Consider the following 17,462-nt stretch of genomic DNA (forward strand, 5'->3'; position numbering starts at 1 on the left):
TTTTTTACTATTTTAATTCTACAGTTGCTCCTGCACCTTCTAATTGAGCTTTAACAGCTTCAGCTTCTTCTTTAGAAACTCCTTCTTTAACTGCTTTTCCACCAGCTTCAACTAATTCTTTAGCTTCTTTAAGTCCTAATCCTGTAATTCCTCTTACTTCTTTAATTACTGCTAATTTAGCTCCTCCTGGAGATACTAAGATTACGTCGAATTCAGTTTTTTCTTCAGCTGCTGCACCTCCTGCTGCTGCACCTCCTGCAACTGCCACTGGTTGAGCTGATACTCCAAATGTTTCTTCAATAGCTTCAACTACTTCTTTTAATTCTAATACAGACATAGCTTTTAAATCTTCTATAAATTGTTCTTTATTAAATGCCATTATTTTATTTCCTCCTAATTTTCTTAAATTTATTTTTATTATTTTAGTTTATTTTTTATTTTTAAATAGTTTATTTCAAACGATTACTCTGCAGCTACTGCTGGTTCTCCAGTTTCTTTTTGTTCTGCAACATTTGTCAATGCAACAGCCAACATTCTAACTGGCGACAACAATCCGTAAGCAATTTGACCAAGTAATTCGTCTCTTGATGGTAATTTAGCCAATGCTTCCACAGTTGACACGTCAACTCTTTCAGATTCTAATAATCCACCTTTAATTGTCAATTTATCTTTTAATTTTTTTCCAAAATCAAAGATTAATTTAGATGGTGCAACTCCATCTTCATATCCTAATGCAAACGATGTAGTTCCTTCTAATAAATCATCAACATTTGTATCAAATCCTGCTTCCTTCAACGCTATCTTAAACAATCTGTTTTTAGCAACGAAATATTCTACTCCTGCTTCTCTAGCATTTTTACGAAGTTCAGTATCTTCATTAACGCTGATTCCTTTATAATCAACAAATACTACTGCTTTAGCCTCTTTTAATTTTTCAACTAAACCTTTTACCGCTTCTAATTTTGCTTGTGCTGGCAATTTGTTTCACCTCCTCATAATAAAAACCTCTGAAACAAAAACAATAAGCCCAGAGGTATCATACTATTATAAAATATCTATTATTTAATTTTAATATCTATTTGCAATAATATTTCACCTCGGTAGGGTTTAAAGAATTTATATTCTACCTACTGTCTTTGGTTATTTATTTAGTTTATATAAACTAATATGTATTATTATACAATAACTTTTTAAAAATTGCAAGTACCTTTTAAAAAATTTGTATTTTTATTATAAATTACCGAATAGAAAATCTACTCGGCAAAATATAATTTACTAGATTATTTTATTATTTAGCTACAAATGCTCCAGCCAATAATGGATCAACTTTGATTCCAGGTCCCATAGTTAATGAGATTGCAACTGTTCTTAAATATTGTCCTTTTGAAGCAGCTGGTTTTAATTTGATAATTTGGTCTAATGCAACTTTGAAGTTTTCTACGATAGCTTCTTTTGTGAAATCAACTTTACCGATTGGTAAGTGAATTGATCCTAATTTATCAACTTTAAACGCAACTTTTCCTTTTTTAAATTCTTGAATTGTTTGTTCAATATTTGTTGTAACTGTTCCTGATTTAGGGTTAGGCATTAATCCTTTAGTTCCTAAAATTCTTCCTAATCTTCCTAATTTAGGCATCATATCAGGCGTAGCGATTACTAAATCAAAATCTAGCCATCCATTTTGAATTTTGTTGATGTATTCGTCGTCTCCCGCAAAATCTGCTCCTGCAGCTAATGCTTTATCAATATTTTCTCCACTTGTAATAGCTAATATTCTTACAGTTTTTCCTGTTCCATTTGGTAATGAAACTGTACCTCTTACTTGTTGATCAGCGTGTCTTGGATCTACTCCTAATCTTACTGCTAATTCTACTGTTTCAACAAATTTAGCACTTTTAGTATCGAAAACTAATTCTAATGCTTCTTCTGGTGTATAAACTTTCATTTTATCTACTTTTTGAGAAATGTCGTTATATCTTTTTCCTCTTTTTGCCATTTATTATTTCCTCCTCTGTGGTAATTGAATTTACTAAATCTCCCACTTATTCTAAATCATTTAAATTTTATTTTTTATTTATTCAACTTTTAAAATTTGAATAACTTTAATTATTCAGAAATTTTAATTCCCATACTTCTTGCAGTTCCTGCAATAATGTTCATAGCTGCTTCAACTGTTCCAGCGTTTAAATCTGGCATTTTAGTTTCTGCAATTTCTTGTAATTGAGCTTTAGTTATAGTTCCAGCAACTTCTTTTATAGAGTTTCCAGCACCTTTTTGAACTTTAGCTGCTTTTTTTAATAAATCTGATGCAGGTGGTGTTTTTAAAACGAATGTAAAACTTCTATCTGCATAAACAGTAATTTCTACTGGAATCACAAATCCCATCTTATCTTGTGTTTGTGCGTTAAATGATTTACAGAATTCTGCAATATTTACTCCATGTTGCCCCAATGCAGGCCCTACTGGTGGTGCAGGATTCGCTTTCCCTGCTTCTAATTGTAATTTAATCTTTCCGATTACTTCTTTAGCCATTTTTCCTCCTCTGTGGTAATTGAATTTGTTAAATCTCCCACTTTTTCTTCAAATTAAAATTTCGCTAATTATTATTCTTTAATAATACTTCTTGTTTATTTTTTATCTTTATTTATCCTTTTTTAGACTCTTAATAGTCTATTTTTGCTATTTCAGTATGTTCAACTTCTACTGGAGTCAAACGTCCTAAAACTTCAAGCATTACTTTTACTTTTCCATGTTCATAGTCGATTTCTGCGATTTCACCTTGTTGTCCATCAAAAGATCCACCTTTTACTTCAACAACTTCACCAACTTTAAAATCAATATCAATTCTCGGAGAAGTTTCCCCTTCAACATCAATTCCAATTTTAGCTAGTAAATTTGAAGCTTCTTCATCAGATAACGGTATTGGATCACTTCCAACTCCAACAAATCCAGTTACTCCGTTTGTATTTCTAATTACATACCAAGCATCACTATCAACACGGTATCCCAATCCTAACTCATTTTCTTCCTTAACAGAAAGCATTTCTATCATTACATAACTTGGAAAAAGCTTTCTTGAAACTTTTACTTGTTTTCCACGTTTTTCTTCCAGAACTTCTTCTTCTGGAACTAAAATTCTAAAAACTTTATCTGTCAAATCTAGCGACTCTATTCTTTTTTCCAAATCAGCCGCAACTTTTTTTTCATAGCCAGAATAAGTATGAATTATATACCATTTTTTTTCATATATAATTTCATTTTCTACTTTTTCCTTTGTTTCAGTCACTTTACGCGCCTCCTATAAGATTTTTTAAAACTTCACTTATTTTTGCTAACACAAAATTAAATGCCGTATCAAAAAGAAGTGTATATATAGCTATAAAAGCTGTCATCAAAATTACAATTACGGTAACATGATAAACTTCAATTTTATCCGGCCAGTATATTTTTTTATATTCTTCACGTAAATTTCCAAAAGCTTCTTTTAAATTAAATTTACTCATAATTTTCTCCTAGAATCATTCAAGAATTTTCTGAATCCTTAAACTTCTACTTATTTTTAAACCATACTCAAAATCAATTTTTTATTACAAACACGTTATTTCCAACATTAGCTTTATTTTCTCACAACTTAAGGTTATAAATATTCTAATGCAATGTAGAAAAATTAAAATTGATTTCTTTTTAAAAAAAATTCTCATAAAATAAAATGGCAGGCCAGGCAGGAATCGAACCCGCAACTTTCGGTTTTGGAGACCGACGCTCTACCAATTGAACTACTGACCTATCTATTTTTATGAGATTATTTAACTTCTCTGTAAAGAGAATGTCTTTTAAGCACTGGATTGTATTTTCTCATTTCTAATCTTTCAGGATGAGTTTTTTTATTTTTAGTTGTAACATAATGTCTCAACTTAGTTTCAGTGCATTCTAAAATAACTTGTACTCTCATTGTTTTCTATCCCTCCCAATAAAATATTGGTATTACCAGAATAAACTAGCTTATTAATAATATCATATTCCTCTTTTTTTGTCAATACTATTTTCTTTACTTTTTTTTTAAGTTTTTTTACGGTGTATTGTATAATCAAGTGCAACACTCAAAGAACCATCGTTTTTCCTTCTAGATTCTGTTATTTTGACAAATCAAACTTTTTTTGGCATTAATGATATTGTAAAAAAATGTAAATATACTTTCCTTATGTATAAAAAAAGAAAAACTAATAAAAATAGTAAAAATCGATATTAAATAAAATAATCTAATACTAAATCCCATTTAACTTATCTTTTAAAATATAAAAACGAGGACATTAAATCCCCGTCTTATAAAATTTATTTAGTTTTCCAGATTTCATTTTCATATTGTGCGATTGTTCTGTCTGATGAGAAGAATCCTGCTTTTGCTATGTTGTTTATTACTTTTTTGTACCACAAGTCTTTATTTTCGTAGTCTTTAAACATTCTTTCTTTTGTGTTGTAGTAATCTTCAAAGTCTATTAATGTCATAAACCAGTCTTTATTTATAAGTTCATTTTGAAGTCTTTCCAATCTTTCTTTGTTTCCTACTTTTATTAATTCATCAGAAGTTATGAAATCAACTACTTCTTTTATTCCATCTTGAGTGTAGTAATCTTTTGAAACATAACCTGAAGTTTCGTATAATTCTATTATATCATCACTGTTTTTTCCGAAAATATAGATATTATCGTCACCTACAAGTTCGTGAATCTCCACATTTGCTCCATCCATTGTTCCAAGAGTCAATGCTCCATTTAGCATAAATTTCATATTTCCAGTTCCACTGGCTTCTTTTGAGGCAAGTGAGATTTGCTCAGAAATATCTGTTGCTGGAATAATTTTTTCAGCTAATCCTACATTGTAGTTTTCAACTAGGTAAACATTTAAGTATTTGTTTACTTCTGGGTCATTGTTTATTATTTCCGATAGACAAAGTATTAAGTGGATTATGTCTTGAGCAATGATGTAGGCTGGCGCAGCTTTTCCACCAAATAATACTGTTATCTTTCTTTCTGGTAATTTTCCATTTTTAATGTCTAAATATTTTTTAATTACATACAAAGCGTTCATTTGTTGACGTTTATATTCGTGGAATCTCTTAATTTGAGTATCAATGATACTGTTTTCATCAATAACGATTCCTTGTGTATGCTGTAAGTATTTTTTCAATTTAATTTTATTTTCGTGTTTGATTTGTGATAATTTTTCATAAACATTTTTATCATCAACATATTTTAAAAGTTCTTTTAGATTTTCAGCATCTGTCAAGTATCCTGTACCAATTAATTCTTTCAAGTAATCTGCCAAGTCTTCGTTACAACTTTCAAGCCATCTTCTGAATGTAATACCATTTGTTTTATTATTAAATTTGTTTGGATAAATTTCATAAAATTCTTTAAGTTCACTATTTTTCAAGATTTCAGTATGCAAATAAGCAACTCCGTTTACACTTGAAGAAAAATGAATATCCATATTTGCCATGTGAACTCTGTTTTGTCCATCAATAATTTGTACTTTTTCATCTGAATATTTAGCTTTTATAACTTTATCCAATTTTTTTATAATTTCAACAATGTTCGGCACAACTTCTTCAAGATAGTCTAGAGGCCATTTTTCCAATGCTTCTGCCAAAATTGTATGATTTGTATATCCTGTCATTTTTGTTACAATTTCTGTTGCTTCTTCAAAAGAAATATTATGCTCTTCTGTCATAATACGGATTAATTCAGGAATTACCATACTTGGGTGTGTATCGTTAATTTGAACAAATGCATAATCTGCTAAATCGTGAATATTGCTTCCTTTTTCAGTTGCTTCAGCAATAATCAATCTTGCCGCATTTGATACCATGAAATATTGTTGGTAGATACGTAACAATTCCCCTTTTTTTGTACTGTCGTCAGGATATAGGAATAATGTTAAATTTTTTTCAACATTTTCTTCATCGAATGATATTCCATTTTCTATTAAATTGTAGTCAATACTTTCAATATCGAATAAATTCAAGTAATTTTTTGTATCTTTTTCATACCCTAAAATATCAATTCTTTTTAATTTTGAATGTAAACTGAAGTTTTTGAATTTCACTTCATATCCAATATTTGTATCTCTTAGCCAGCTTTGGTCTTCTATCCAGTAGTTTGCCTCAGCTTTTTGCTCATTGTTTTTGAAAACTTGTTTGAACAGTCCGCAGTGATAGTTAAGTCCAACTCCTTCTCCATTGATTCCTAAAGTTGACATTGAATCAATAAAGCATGAAGCAAGTCTTCCAAGTCCACCGTTTCCTAATGAAGGTTCAGTTTCCACTTCTTCAACGTGGCTTAAGTTTTTCCCTGCCGCCTTTAATTCTTCCCTAACTTCTTTATAAATTCCTAAATTAATCAAATTATTTGACAATAATTTCCCAATTAAAAATTCTGCAGAAATGTAGTATATTTTCTTTTTAGAATTATTTGCAGTTTTTTCATCTGCTCTTTCTTTAACATATTCAAGTAATTTATAGTAAATTTCTTGATTTGTCATTTCACTTATTTTTTTTTCATTTCTTTTTTGTAAAAAATCTGTAAAATTGTAGTTCACTATTTTAATTGTTTCCTTTCAAATTTGTTTTATAATTTTTGTTATTAAACTACTTCAAAATTGGAATACTAAAAGCATTAAACTTAATAACTCAAATAGAATAGTTTTAATTTTTTGTATCCAATTTTAAAGTTGTTTTACTATGCGGGCATATTATATAACTATTTTTTTAATTTGTCAAGACATTTACGTAAATGCTTTCAAAACCTAGAAAAAATATAATTAACATCTACTTCCTTTGACTTTTGTATTCAATAAAATTTAAACTCATTAGAACAATTGTAAAAAACTGTAAATAAGATTTTCTTAAAATAAAAATAGAACTTTTTCAAAATAAATAAAAAAACTCAGAAAATTTTCTGAGTTTCATAGGCTTTGGTATAAGCCGGATTCTGTATTCATTAATCATTTATCTAAATCAATAATTACTTACGGATTTTAGCGAGCTACCAATCAAGCCAAGACGGGCCGCCTCTTAACAGCTTTCTGCTTGCCCTTGCTTTGAGAGGGGTTTACCTAGCTAATTTAATTCCTTAAATTACTGGTAGTCTCTTACACTACCTTTTCACCCTTACCTGAAAGAACAGGCGGTTTATTTTCTGTGGCACTTTCCTTAAGATTTCTCCCAGCAGCCGTTAGCTGCCTCCCTTGCCCTGCAAAGTCCAGACTTTCCTCTTAAAAATAAATTTTCAAGCGATTAACTCCAAAACCTGAATTTATAGTATCATTTTTTCTCTATTTTTGTCAATTTAATTTATAGATTTTTCAAAACTGTTTCTGCAATATCCTTCGCTCTAAGCCCGTAATTCGTAAGCATAGTTTCTCCGTCCGCACTTTGTCCAAAAATATCCTGTATTCCGTGTTTTATCACTTTTGTTGGGTGAACTTCTGACAAATATTCTGAAACCGCGCTTCCAAGCCCTCCAATTACAGAATGTTCTTCACTTGTTACAATAAACTTACATTCTTTTGCAGCTTTCAAAACAGTTTCTTTATCTAAAGGTTTTATTGTAGAAACATTGATTACTCTTGCCTTTACACCTTTTTCTTCCAATAATTTTGTAGCCTCAAGGGCTTCTAAAACCATAAGTCCTGTTGCTAAAATTGCCACATCATTTCCTTCTCTCAAAGTCACTGCTTTTCCTATTTCAAACTTATAATTTTCATCAAATAATACTGGAATATTCAATCTTCCCAATCTTACATAAACAGGTCCTTCATATTCAGCTACAGCAAAAATCATTTTTTCCGTTTCAACCGCATCTGCTGGAGATAATACGACCATTCCCGGAATTGCACGCATTAAAGCCACATCTTCAACTGACTGGTGTGAGCCTCCATCTTCTCCCAGCGAAATTCCTGCGTGAGTTGGGCAAATTTTTACATTTAATTGTGGATATGCTACTGAATTTCTGATTTGATCAAAAGCACGACCTGCGGCAAAATGAGCAAAAGTTGATGCAAAAGCTATTTTCCCTGTTGTTGCAAATCCTGCAGCTGTAACAATCATATCAGCTTCCGCAATTCCTAAATTTATATGTCTTTCTGGAAATTCCTTTTGAAAATATGCAGTCATTGTTGATTTTGACAAATCTGCTTCTAATACTACTATGTCCTCATTCATTTTTCCCAATTTAACTAACGCTTCTCCGTAAGCCACTCTAGTTGATTTTTTTTCCATTCTCATATTCTCCTATTTTTATATTGATATTCAGTCATTTATAAAAGTTTATAAATAATACAGCATTTTTCAATTTTGATTTTTCTTGTTTTTTTACTTTCTGACGAGGAATCAAACCCCTTACTACATAAATACTGTTTCTATACTTTTTACTTTTACAACTGTTCTTTTTTATTTTGTTTAACTTATCTCTAAATTCTAATCTTCCTTCAATTCTTCCATTGCCTTCTTGTATTCTTCCTCATTCGGAGCCATTCCATGAAATCCAGGATTATTCTCCATAAATGAAACACCTTTACCTTTTGCAGTATTTGCAACAATAACTGTTGGTTTTCCTTTTACAGTTTTTGCTGTATCAAGAGCATTTATAATCTCTTCATAATTATGACCGTCAATTTCAATTACACTCCAGTTAAATGCCTTAAATTTTTCTCCAATCGGAGCGACATCCATTACATCCGAAACTTTCCCGTCAATCTGTAAGTTGTTATAATCAACTATTGCTACAAGATTGTCAAGTTTGTAATGTGCCGCGGTCATAACCGCTTCCCAAACTTGACCTTCCTGCAATTCTCCATCTCCTAAAATTATATAAACTCTGAAATCGTTATTGTAAATTTTTGCACTCAAAGCCATTCCATTTGCCGCAGATAATCCTTGACCAAGTGAACCTGTTGACATTTCAACTCCAGCCAGTTTTTTCATGTCAGGATGCCCTTGAAGCGGAGAATGCCATTTTCTAAGTGTTGGAATAAGATTTTTCCCTTCATCTCCTAAAAATCCTTTTTCTATCAAAGCCGCATACAGTGCAGGAGCAGCATGACCTTTACTAAGAACTAATCTATCTCTGTTTTCCATTTTTGGATTTTTTGGGTCAACATTCATTTCTTTCCAGTAAAGTACAGCCAGAATATCAGCAATCGAAAGTGATCCTCCCGGATGTCCTGATTTTGCCCTGTAAATCATTTCAATAATATCTTTTCTCAATGTTTTTGCCTCTTTTTGCAAATCTTCAATTTTCATAAAAACCTCCATTTTTTATTTATAAATATCAATAATTAACTAAAATTAATCCTCTTTTTTCAAATTATAGAAAAACAGTGAAACGCCAAACAGAACTAACGCCACGACAAGTGTCACTTTAACTCCAACTTCAGTTGCACCTTTCACGCCATTCTGAACATTCTGATTCCCCACAACAAGTAAAGTTGACTGAACAACTTGCTGCACTAGAAATGCCAATTTTAGAAACATTCCCTGTATTCCAAACATAAAGCCTTCCAAACTTACTTTTTTAGTTTCTGACAGTTTTGCAGAAATTTCACTAAGCATTGCCTGTGGGAAAATAAACGCTGCACCACTTAATCCTGTTCCACAAATTACAAAAAGTAAATATGCAAAAATTGAATTATTTTTATTAATAAACAATAGACCAAAAGTACCGATTATTAAAAGCAGCATATCCACAATCAATATTTTCTTATACGAATACTTTTTCCCAAACTTGTTTGTAATTGGAAAAAATAGCCCCGCCATTCCAAATAGCACAACTGATATCACAGTCAAATATTTAATATCCTTTTGCATTACAGCGCTCAAATAATATGTCAAATCTCCACGAAGTATGTTAAATCCGCAAAAGAAAAAGAAGTATCCTAAAAAATACAAAATAATTTCCTTATCCTTCAAATGTGAAATTGATTTCATAAACCCAAGCGATTCAGTCTTAGGACGATTTTGTGTAAGCTGCTTTTCCTTTAGGAAAAATATACACGCATAAATCCCTAAAACTGACAATATTGTAATCAAAATTACTGTTTTACGTATTCCAACTTCTGTATTCAGCACTCCATTTACTACCCCCAATTTTGAAATCAAAATACCCGGCAGAACCATCGCAACCCCAGTAAATATGAGCCTAAAAGTTGACTGCATTGTAGAAAGGTTAAGCCTTTCTTCCTTATTTGAAGCCAAATCTGGAATTAGAGCGTTATACGGTGCTGCAACTAAAGTGTATGCCGTAAAGTATAGCCCTCCAACAATTGACAAATAAATAAGTGTCGCCATCTGCGAACTTTTAATTGGATAAAAATACATAATTGTAAGAAGTCCAAGCGGCAATCCTCCAATTAGCATAAATATTGACCTTTTTCCAAAACGTGATTTGGAATTGTCTGATAAAAATCCTACAACAGGATCTGATATTGCATCAATAATCCTCGCAAAAATAAATGCTAGAACTAAATACTGCGGCTTTAACAACGGAACTAAATTTTTCTCCGTTTCAGGCGGTAAATAGTAATACGACAGCCATTGATTATAAATCTGGTCAATCATAAAATATGAAACCCCAAGCCCGTAAATTATGTAACTTTTTTTTGTTAATCTTGAACTCATTAAATTTTCTACCTTTCTGTTTTTTATATTGCTTAAAACAAACCTAAAAGTTATAACTTGTATCTTCAAACTTTATAGTTATTCAGTTTTTATCACTTTAATTTGTTAAAAACTCTTTTACTGCCTCAGCATATTCATCTTTACATTCAGGATCAGCATAAATTCTAGTGTGCGAACCTTTTTCAAAAACTTTTAATTTAATATTATCATTTTGTGCAAGTTCATTATACTCTTCCATTAGCATTCCATAGGTCGTAGCTTTATCACTTTTAGACTGAATAATCAATGTTGGTATTCTTTTTAATAAATATGACAATCTTAATTTATCAAGATGGCTTCCGACTCTTAAATTAAAAATTCTTACAATAACACTTACGATAAATTTAGGAACTCGACGTTTTTTTGCATCTTCCTTAATCCTTTTTCTTATATTTGAAATCGAACTGTCCAAAATCAGTTTATCGACAACAATCCCTTTTTTCCTAAGTGCCTTCACATACATTTTAGAAGCAATCGCAGAACCTATTCCCCCTTGCGAAAATCCATACAACGTAAAATTATTTTTCCCAAACTTTTCATTCAGCATTTCCATCGTATGAAAAATATCCTGACCAAAGCAGTATCCCATTTTAGTCCTAGCTACATCAGACTTTCCAGAATTTCTCAAATCTGGAATAAAAAAACTATATTCCTTGTCAAGTCCAATATCCTTAAACATTTCCAAATATTGCAACGACGACAATCTATTCACGCCACGTCCATGTGAAATAATCATAGTCTTTTCCGCTTCCTTATTCTCAATAAGCCATCCATAAAGCTGAATTTTCCCAGATTTATAAGCCACTTCCTTAAAATTATACCCGTAATCATAAGGATTTGCCTTATTATCTTCAATATTATATTTCTGTCTTAATTTTTTACTATTGTACACCTCTTCAAATGTAACTCTCGGATATTTCTCAATCTGATTAATAAAATACCGTATCGACATATATGCTATCACAAAGAAAAATATCATAAACAGCACATTAATCGCTATCAACAACTCCATTCCCATAATCCTCTCCTGTTCTATTTATTTTTTATTAAATTTTTTAATTCACATACACTATCGGATTTAATTTCTCTTTTTTCCCCAAAAGCAATTCTTTGATTAAAAATCCATTTTTCTCAACTTGTATTTTTTCCAAAAAATTTTTCTGAATTTCCAATTCTTCTGAATTTTCACAAATTTTTTCAAATATTCCAACTTTTTCAATATCCTTCCAATTTACAAAAATATTTTTTTTCTGAAACTTATTTTCTGTACCAAAGTTTTCTATTTTATTATTTTCACGAATTTTTTTCAAATATTCCTGACCCTTTTTATTAAAGCCTAAAATTCTTACATAATTTATTTCAAAATCCATCATTTTAGCTTTTATATTTAGTAAAATATTTAAAATAATCCGTTCTACACGTTTATTCGATAAATTTCTAGATTTTGTATTTTTCAAAAATTCTATATATTTTTGCGAATTCAACATTGTTCCGTATATTCTAGCATAAATTTCTTCAGTTATATCATATATTTCCATTATTTCTTCTTTTTTTTCTGTTAAAATTTTATATTTCACAATTTTAAATATTTCTTCCTTTATTTTATTTCCATCAATTTGATTATTTGTTTTCCATTCCAAATTTTTAAAAATAATTTCAAATGACTTTTCTGGCACAAATTTCTGAATTTCTTCTAGTTTCCAAAAGATTTTTTCTTCTGTTTTTATATTTTTCAAACTTTCTAAATTTATTTTTTCTCCAATATTTTGCTTTTTCTCAAAATTATAACTTTTTTTAACAATTTTTTTTGAATTTTCTACTCCTCTATCTTTTAAAGAACTACATTTTTTTTCAGCAATAGAATTTTTTACTTTCTCAATTGTTTCATTTTCTCTAAAGTCAAAATTTTTATTCCAATCTATTTTATTTTCACAAAAAATTTCCTTACTCCCAATAAAAAATTTTTTTATTTTTTCAAACTTCTTTTGTGAAAACTCATCCAAAATCTTCTCCAATTCATTTCTCAAAAATGAAGCACTAGCAAATTCTTCCCTATCCTCAGACACTTTTTCTTCATTATATTCTGAAATTTCTCTTTTTATAGTATACGGCTTTATTTTAAGATTGCCATTTTCTATCTCACGCATATATTCCAGAGCCAGAATATTATTCGACTTCACAATACCATCCAAATCATATTCCTTTAACGCCAGTCTTTGAGAAGTGCTATAACTGTTGCCTTTTTTCATATATTCCATAAGCTTATCCTTATAATCCTGCCTTTTCTGTAAATCAAGCACCTTTTGCAAAACTACAATATTTGCCTCTTCCGCTCCAAAAACCTGAATATTCATCCCCAGATAATCCAAAATCCGTGTCGCCATTTTTGAAAAAATCTCCGCATTTTGAATAGAATAATAAAGTGGCAATTCCACAACCAAATCCACTCCACATTCTAAATTAACCTGTGTTTTCTCCCACTTATCCAAAAACGAAATTTCTCCCCGCTGAACAAAATCCCCACTTATCACTACCACAACCAAAATATTTTCACCAAATATCTCCTTAACTTTCCTAATTTGATACAAATGTCCATTATGAAACGGATTATATTCAGCCACAATTCCTATTTTCAACAATTTTCTCTCCTAAAAACTTTTCTTACATTATACATATTATACCACATAACAATCTAATTTTTATTATTTTTTTTAATTTATTTATTTTTGTAAAAATGTATTGACTTTTTAAAAAAATATGCTATACTATAAAAAATGAAACGTTTCATTTTTGTTAAAATAAATTTTTAGGAGGATTTTTTATGGCAAATAAAAATTATGAAAAAGCCGCAAAAGAAATTTTAGAAGCTGTCGGCGGAAAAGAAAATGTTGTAAGCGGTGCACATTGTGCGACAAGACTTAGACTTGTATTAAAAGATGATTCAAAAATAAATAAGGATAAACTTGATAATATTGAACTGGTAAAAGGTTCTTTTAATAATGCGGGACAATTTCAGATAATACTTGGAACTGGAATTGTAAACGAAGTATTTAAATTTTTTAGTCAAGCTGCTGAATTATCTGAAGTTGGGAAAGAAGAGCTTAAAGAAATTGCAGCTAAAAAAGCTAATGTGTTTCAACGTATTTTAAAATCTCTTGCTGATGTATTTGTTCCAATTTTACCAGCTCTAGTCGCTTCAGGGTTATTAATGGGAATCAATAACGTACTGACATCAAAAGGACTTTTCGTTGCTGGAAAAACATTGATCGAAGTATTTCCTCAATTTACAGATTTAGCAAATATGATTAATTTGTTTTCAAATGCAGCTTTTGTTTTCTTACCTGTATTAATAGGATTTCATGCAGCTAAAAATTTTGGTGGTACACCTGTATTAGGTGCTGTAATAGGAGCTATAATGATTCACCCTGATTTGTTAAATGGTTATGGCTATGGTGAAGCTCTTGCAAAACATACAATTCCTTATTGGAATATTTTTGGATTAAATATTGCACAAGTTGGATATCAAGGAACAGTTTTACCAATAATAGCCTCTTCGTTTATTTTAGCAAAAATTGAAACTTTTACAAGAAAATATGTTCCAGCAATACTTGATATGATAATAACTCCTTTAGTGTCAGTTCTTTTAACTTCATTTATCACTTTTACTGTAATTGGACCAATTATGAGAGTAATCGGGGATGGAATGACTAATGGAGTATTATGGCTGTTTTTTGACTTAGGTCCTCTTGGAGGTGCAATTTACGGAGTAGTCTATCCATTGCTTGTAATAACAGGAATGCATCACAGTATGGCTGCTGCTGAAATGCAGATACTTGCTAATATTTCAAAACTTGGAGGTTCACCTACGTTTGCAGTTGTATCAGCTTCCAATGTTGCTCAAGGTGCCGCTGCTTTAGCTTGTTTCTTCTTTATGAAAAAAGATAAAAAAATCCAAAGTGTTGCTTCAGCTGCTGGAATATCTGCACTTCTAGGTATTACAGAGCCTGCTGTATTTGGGGTAAATTTAAATCTTAAATTTCCATTTTTAGCAGCATTAATCGGTTCAGCAGTAGGCTCAGGATATGCAGTATGGATGAAAGTGCTTTCAGTTTCTCAAGGTCCTGCCGGAATTCCCGGAGTAATCGTTATGCGTCCTCAGTCAATGATACAATTTTTAGTATCAATTACAATTTCATTTGTTGTAACATTTATTGTAACCTATTTATTCGTAAAAATTTTTAATAGAAAAGGAGGAAAAAACAATGGAGTGGCCTAGAGAAAAAAGATACGAACGTTTAGAAAATTTACCGGAAGAAGAGTACAATAAATTAAAGGAAAAAGTAAAAAATTCACCATACAGACAAAAATTTCATATCCAGCCCAACACTGGATTATTAAATGATCCAAATGGATTTAGTTACTTCAATGGGAAATATCATATATTTTATCAATGGTTTCCATTAGGTCCAGTACATGGTGTTAAATATTGGTATCATCTCTCTTCAACAGATTTAGTGACATTTACAGATGAAGGAATTGCAATGAAACCAGATACTGTTTATGATAGCCATGGTGTTTTTTCAGGAACTGGCCTTACGTCAAAAGATAAACTGTTTTTATTCTACACAGGAAATACAAGAGATGAAAACTGGATTAGAAATCCGTATCAATGTATTGCAGTAATGGATAAGGAAGGAAAAATCACAAAAAATGATAAACCGTTTATAAATAAAGTTCCAGATGGATATACAGACAACTTCAGGGATCCAAAAGTTTTTATAAAAAATGGAAAATATTATTGCTTAGTAGGAGCTGAAACAGATGACAATAAGGGAGCTATAGTTTATTACAGTTCAAATGATTTGAAGGAATGGGAGTTTCGTGGAAATTTAAAGACTGATTTCAGTGAAAATAGTGGATTTATGTGGGAATGTCCTGATTATTTTGAATTTGAGGATAAAGCTGTTTTAATGTTTTCTCCACAAGGAATGGAAGCTGTAGGAGAAAAATATAATAATATTTTTCAGTCAGGATATTTAATTGGAGAAAAAATTGATTTTGAAAAAGGTGAATTTAAACATCAGGAATTTAAAGAATTTGACAGAGGATTTGAATTTTATGCACCTCAAACGATGGAAGATAATAAAGGTAGAAGAATATTAATTGGCTGGTTTGGACTTCCAGGAACTGACAGTGTAACTGATAAATATGACTGGGCTCATTGTCTGACAATTCCTAGAGTGCTTGAACTGAAAAATAATATTTTATATCAGAAACCTTTACCTGAACTTGTTAAACTTAGAAAATCAGAAGAGGAATTCTCTTTTAAACTGAATAACAATTCTGTCAATTTAAAAAATGAGAAAAGAACTTATGAACTGGATGTAAATTTTGAAAATATAAAAGCTGAGAAAGTTGGAATGAAATTTAGAGTTGGAAATAACGAAGAAACTGTCTTCTTCTACGATTTGAAAAATAATGAACTTGTATTTGATAGAACTCATTCCGGTGAATTAACAGAAAATTTTGAAGGAGGAGACATCAGAAAATGTAAATTTAAAGAAAAAAATCTGAAATTACATTTATTCTTAGACGAGTCCTCAGCTGAAATTTTCGTAAACGATGGACTTGAAGTTTTTAGTTCAAGATTATATAATAAAATGAAAAATAATGAAATTTCATTTTTTACAGACGGAGAAATCGAAATCAAAGGTAAATTATGGGAAATTTAGTGATTTAGAGGTGAAAAAATGCCTACTATGAAAGACGTAGCAAAATTAGCAAAAGTTTCTGTTGGAAGTGTATCAAAATATTTCAATGGTATTGCTTTAAAGGAAAAAACTAAACTTGCAATTGAAAAAGCAGTAAAGGAATTAAATTATGAACCAAATATATATGCTAAAGGACTAAAAATTAACAGGACCAATACTGTTGTCCTTATAATTCCCAGCATTTGGAATCCCTTTTTTAGTGAATTAACTTTTCATATTGAAAAAGAACTACGAAAACATGAGATAAAATTGATTCTATATAATTCAGAAAATAATATAGAAAATGAAATTCAGTTTATAACAATGTCAAGGCAGAACAAAGTAGATGGAATAATAGCAGTGACATATAGTAATATAGATGAATATGTATCAGAGACTCTTCCATTTGTTAGCATAGATAGATTTTTTTCACATAAAACAAATTTTGTAAGTAGTGATAATTATTCAGGTGGAAGATTAGCTACAGAAATGTTAATAAAACATGGGAGTAAAAATTTAGCCTATATTGGTCATGGCTCAAAATATTCAAATGACACTATTTCAAGATTAAACGGTTTCAAAGACTATTGTAGTGAGCATAATATTTTCAATCAAATATGCTACAATACTGGAACAAGAGAAGAATTTGAAATGGAAGTAGATAATTTTATAAAAAAATTTATTATAACCAAAAAAATTGATGGTATTTTTTCTTCAACAGATGCACATGCTTTCTACATTTTAGAAAAACTAGAAGATTTAAATATTTCTGTACCTGAAGATGTCCAAATAATAGGCTTTGACGGGGCAAAGTCTTCAAAAAGAGAAAAAAATTATTTATCTACAATTAGACAGGACATTGAAGAAATTGCTGTACAATCTGTTAAAATACTAGTTGATACAATAGAAAATAAAGAAAATATGGAAAATAAAACAAATGTAAAAATTCCTGTAACATTTTTATCTGGGAAAACAACTAAACCTATATTATAATTTCT

General features: G+C 30.3%; 16 protein-coding genes, 1 tRNA gene, 1 other RNA gene and 1 other annotated feature. Of the genes, 3 read left to right on the top strand and 15 right to left on the bottom strand.

The features are described 5' to 3' along the window. Nucleotides 1-7: 7 nt before the first annotated feature. The 15 genes from rplL to LEBU_RS09440 all read right to left on the bottom strand — a co-directional run bounded on the left by rplL (nucleotide 8) and on the right by LEBU_RS09440 (nucleotide 13,350). A complete protein-coding gene (rplL, locus tag LEBU_RS09375) occupies nucleotides 8-379 on the bottom strand; it encodes a 50S ribosomal protein L7/L12 (RefSeq protein WP_015770097.1) in 372 nt (123 codons plus the stop codon). Between the two features lie 83 nt (nucleotides 380-462). Beyond that, nucleotides 463-978 (bottom strand): 50S ribosomal protein L10, encoded by a 516-nt coding sequence (gene rplJ / locus LEBU_RS09380; RefSeq protein WP_015770098.1) that lies wholly within the window; start codon nucleotides 976-978, stop codon nucleotides 463-465. An 11-nt stretch (nucleotides 979-989) separates the two neighbouring features. Next, nucleotides 990-1,158, bottom strand: a sequence feature (ribosomal protein L10 leader region). A 130-nt stretch (nucleotides 1,159-1,288) separates the two neighbouring features. Continuing rightward, entirely contained in the window at nucleotides 1,289-1,996 is a 708-nt protein-coding gene (rplA, locus tag LEBU_RS09385; protein ID WP_015770099.1) for a 50S ribosomal protein L1, read from the bottom strand. A 110-nt stretch (nucleotides 1,997-2,106) separates the two neighbouring features. Continuing rightward, nucleotides 2,107-2,532, bottom strand: coding sequence for a 50S ribosomal protein L11 (gene rplK, locus LEBU_RS09390; RefSeq protein ID WP_015770100.1), 426 nt, complete (start codon nucleotides 2,530-2,532; stop codon nucleotides 2,107-2,109). A gap of 130 nt (nucleotides 2,533-2,662) precedes the next feature. Further along, nucleotides 2,663-3,286: a transcription termination/antitermination protein NusG gene (nusG, locus tag LEBU_RS09395; protein WP_015770101.1), complete on the bottom strand. Its 624-nt coding sequence runs from the start codon at nucleotides 3,284-3,286 to the stop codon at nucleotides 2,663-2,665. A gap of 1 nt (nucleotide 3,287) precedes the next feature. After that, on the bottom strand, nucleotides 3,288-3,503 hold the full coding sequence (gene secE, locus LEBU_RS09400) for a preprotein translocase subunit SecE (RefSeq protein ID WP_015770102.1): 216 nt from the start codon (nucleotides 3,501-3,503) through the stop codon (nucleotides 3,288-3,290). A 207-nt stretch (nucleotides 3,504-3,710) separates the two neighbouring features. Further along, nucleotides 3,711-3,786: transfer RNA gene (locus LEBU_RS09405), tRNA-Trp, on the bottom strand. A gap of 16 nt (nucleotides 3,787-3,802) precedes the next feature. Then, nucleotides 3,803-3,952: a 50S ribosomal protein L33 gene (gene rpmG / locus LEBU_RS09410; RefSeq protein ID WP_006807173.1), complete on the bottom strand. Its 150-nt coding sequence runs from the start codon at nucleotides 3,950-3,952 to the stop codon at nucleotides 3,803-3,805. 380 nt (nucleotides 3,953-4,332) lie between these two features. Then, entirely contained in the window at nucleotides 4,333-6,597 is a 2,265-nt protein-coding gene (glgP, locus tag LEBU_RS09415; RefSeq protein ID WP_015770103.1) for a glycogen/starch/alpha-glucan family phosphorylase, read from the bottom strand. Between the two features lie 365 nt (nucleotides 6,598-6,962). Next, nucleotides 6,963-7,310: RNase P RNA component class A (rnpB, locus tag LEBU_RS11635), an RNA gene on the bottom strand. 41 nt (nucleotides 7,311-7,351) lie between these two features. Further along, nucleotides 7,352-8,278 carry a transketolase family protein gene (locus LEBU_RS09420; protein ID WP_015770104.1) on the bottom strand — a complete coding sequence of 309 codons (927 nt, stop codon included), beginning with the start codon at nucleotides 8,276-8,278 and terminating at the stop codon, nucleotides 7,352-7,354. A 198-nt stretch (nucleotides 8,279-8,476) separates the two neighbouring features. Next, nucleotides 8,477-9,301, bottom strand: a complete 825-nt coding sequence (locus LEBU_RS09425) for a transketolase (protein WP_015770105.1) — start codon at nucleotides 9,299-9,301, stop codon at nucleotides 8,477-8,479. Between the two features lie 45 nt (nucleotides 9,302-9,346). After that, the gene (locus tag LEBU_RS09430) at nucleotides 9,347-10,675 is read right to left on the bottom strand and encodes an MFS transporter (RefSeq protein WP_015770106.1); all 1,329 of its coding nucleotides are present in this window, start codon (nucleotides 10,673-10,675) and stop codon (nucleotides 9,347-9,349) included. A gap of 97 nt (nucleotides 10,676-10,772) precedes the next feature. Continuing rightward, entirely contained in the window at nucleotides 10,773-11,732 is a 960-nt protein-coding gene (locus tag LEBU_RS09435; protein ID WP_015770107.1) for an alpha/beta hydrolase, read from the bottom strand. Nucleotides 11,733-11,769: 37 nt separating this feature from the next. Next, nucleotides 11,770-13,350, bottom strand: coding sequence for a nucleotidyltransferase family protein (locus LEBU_RS09440; protein ID WP_015770108.1), 1,581 nt, complete (start codon nucleotides 13,348-13,350; stop codon nucleotides 11,770-11,772). Between the two features lie 185 nt (nucleotides 13,351-13,535). Between LEBU_RS09440 and LEBU_RS09445 the strand changes: the two genes are divergently transcribed. The 3 genes from LEBU_RS09445 to LEBU_RS09455 are packed head-to-tail and all read left to right on the top strand — an operon-like array spanning nucleotide 13,536 to nucleotide 17,457. Further along, nucleotides 13,536-14,990, top strand: coding sequence for a sucrose-specific PTS transporter subunit IIBC (locus LEBU_RS09445; protein ID WP_015770109.1), 1,455 nt, complete (start codon nucleotides 13,536-13,538; stop codon nucleotides 14,988-14,990). Continuing rightward, on the top strand, nucleotides 14,977-16,446 hold the full coding sequence (locus LEBU_RS09450) for a glycoside hydrolase family 32 protein (protein ID WP_015770110.1): 1,470 nt from the start codon (nucleotides 14,977-14,979) through the stop codon (nucleotides 16,444-16,446). The genes LEBU_RS09445 and LEBU_RS09450 overlap by 14 nt, the downstream gene beginning before the upstream one ends. A gap of 27 nt (nucleotides 16,447-16,473) precedes the next feature. Further along, nucleotides 16,474-17,457 (top strand): LacI family DNA-binding transcriptional regulator, encoded by a 984-nt coding sequence (locus LEBU_RS09455; RefSeq protein ID WP_203415697.1) that lies wholly within the window; start codon nucleotides 16,474-16,476, stop codon nucleotides 17,455-17,457. The last annotated feature ends 5 nt before the right edge of the window (nucleotides 17,458-17,462 follow it).

Source organism: Leptotrichia buccalis C-1013-b, assembly GCF_000023905.1.
Taxonomy (GTDB): Bacteria; Fusobacteriota; Fusobacteriia; order Fusobacteriales; family Leptotrichiaceae; genus Leptotrichia; species Leptotrichia buccalis.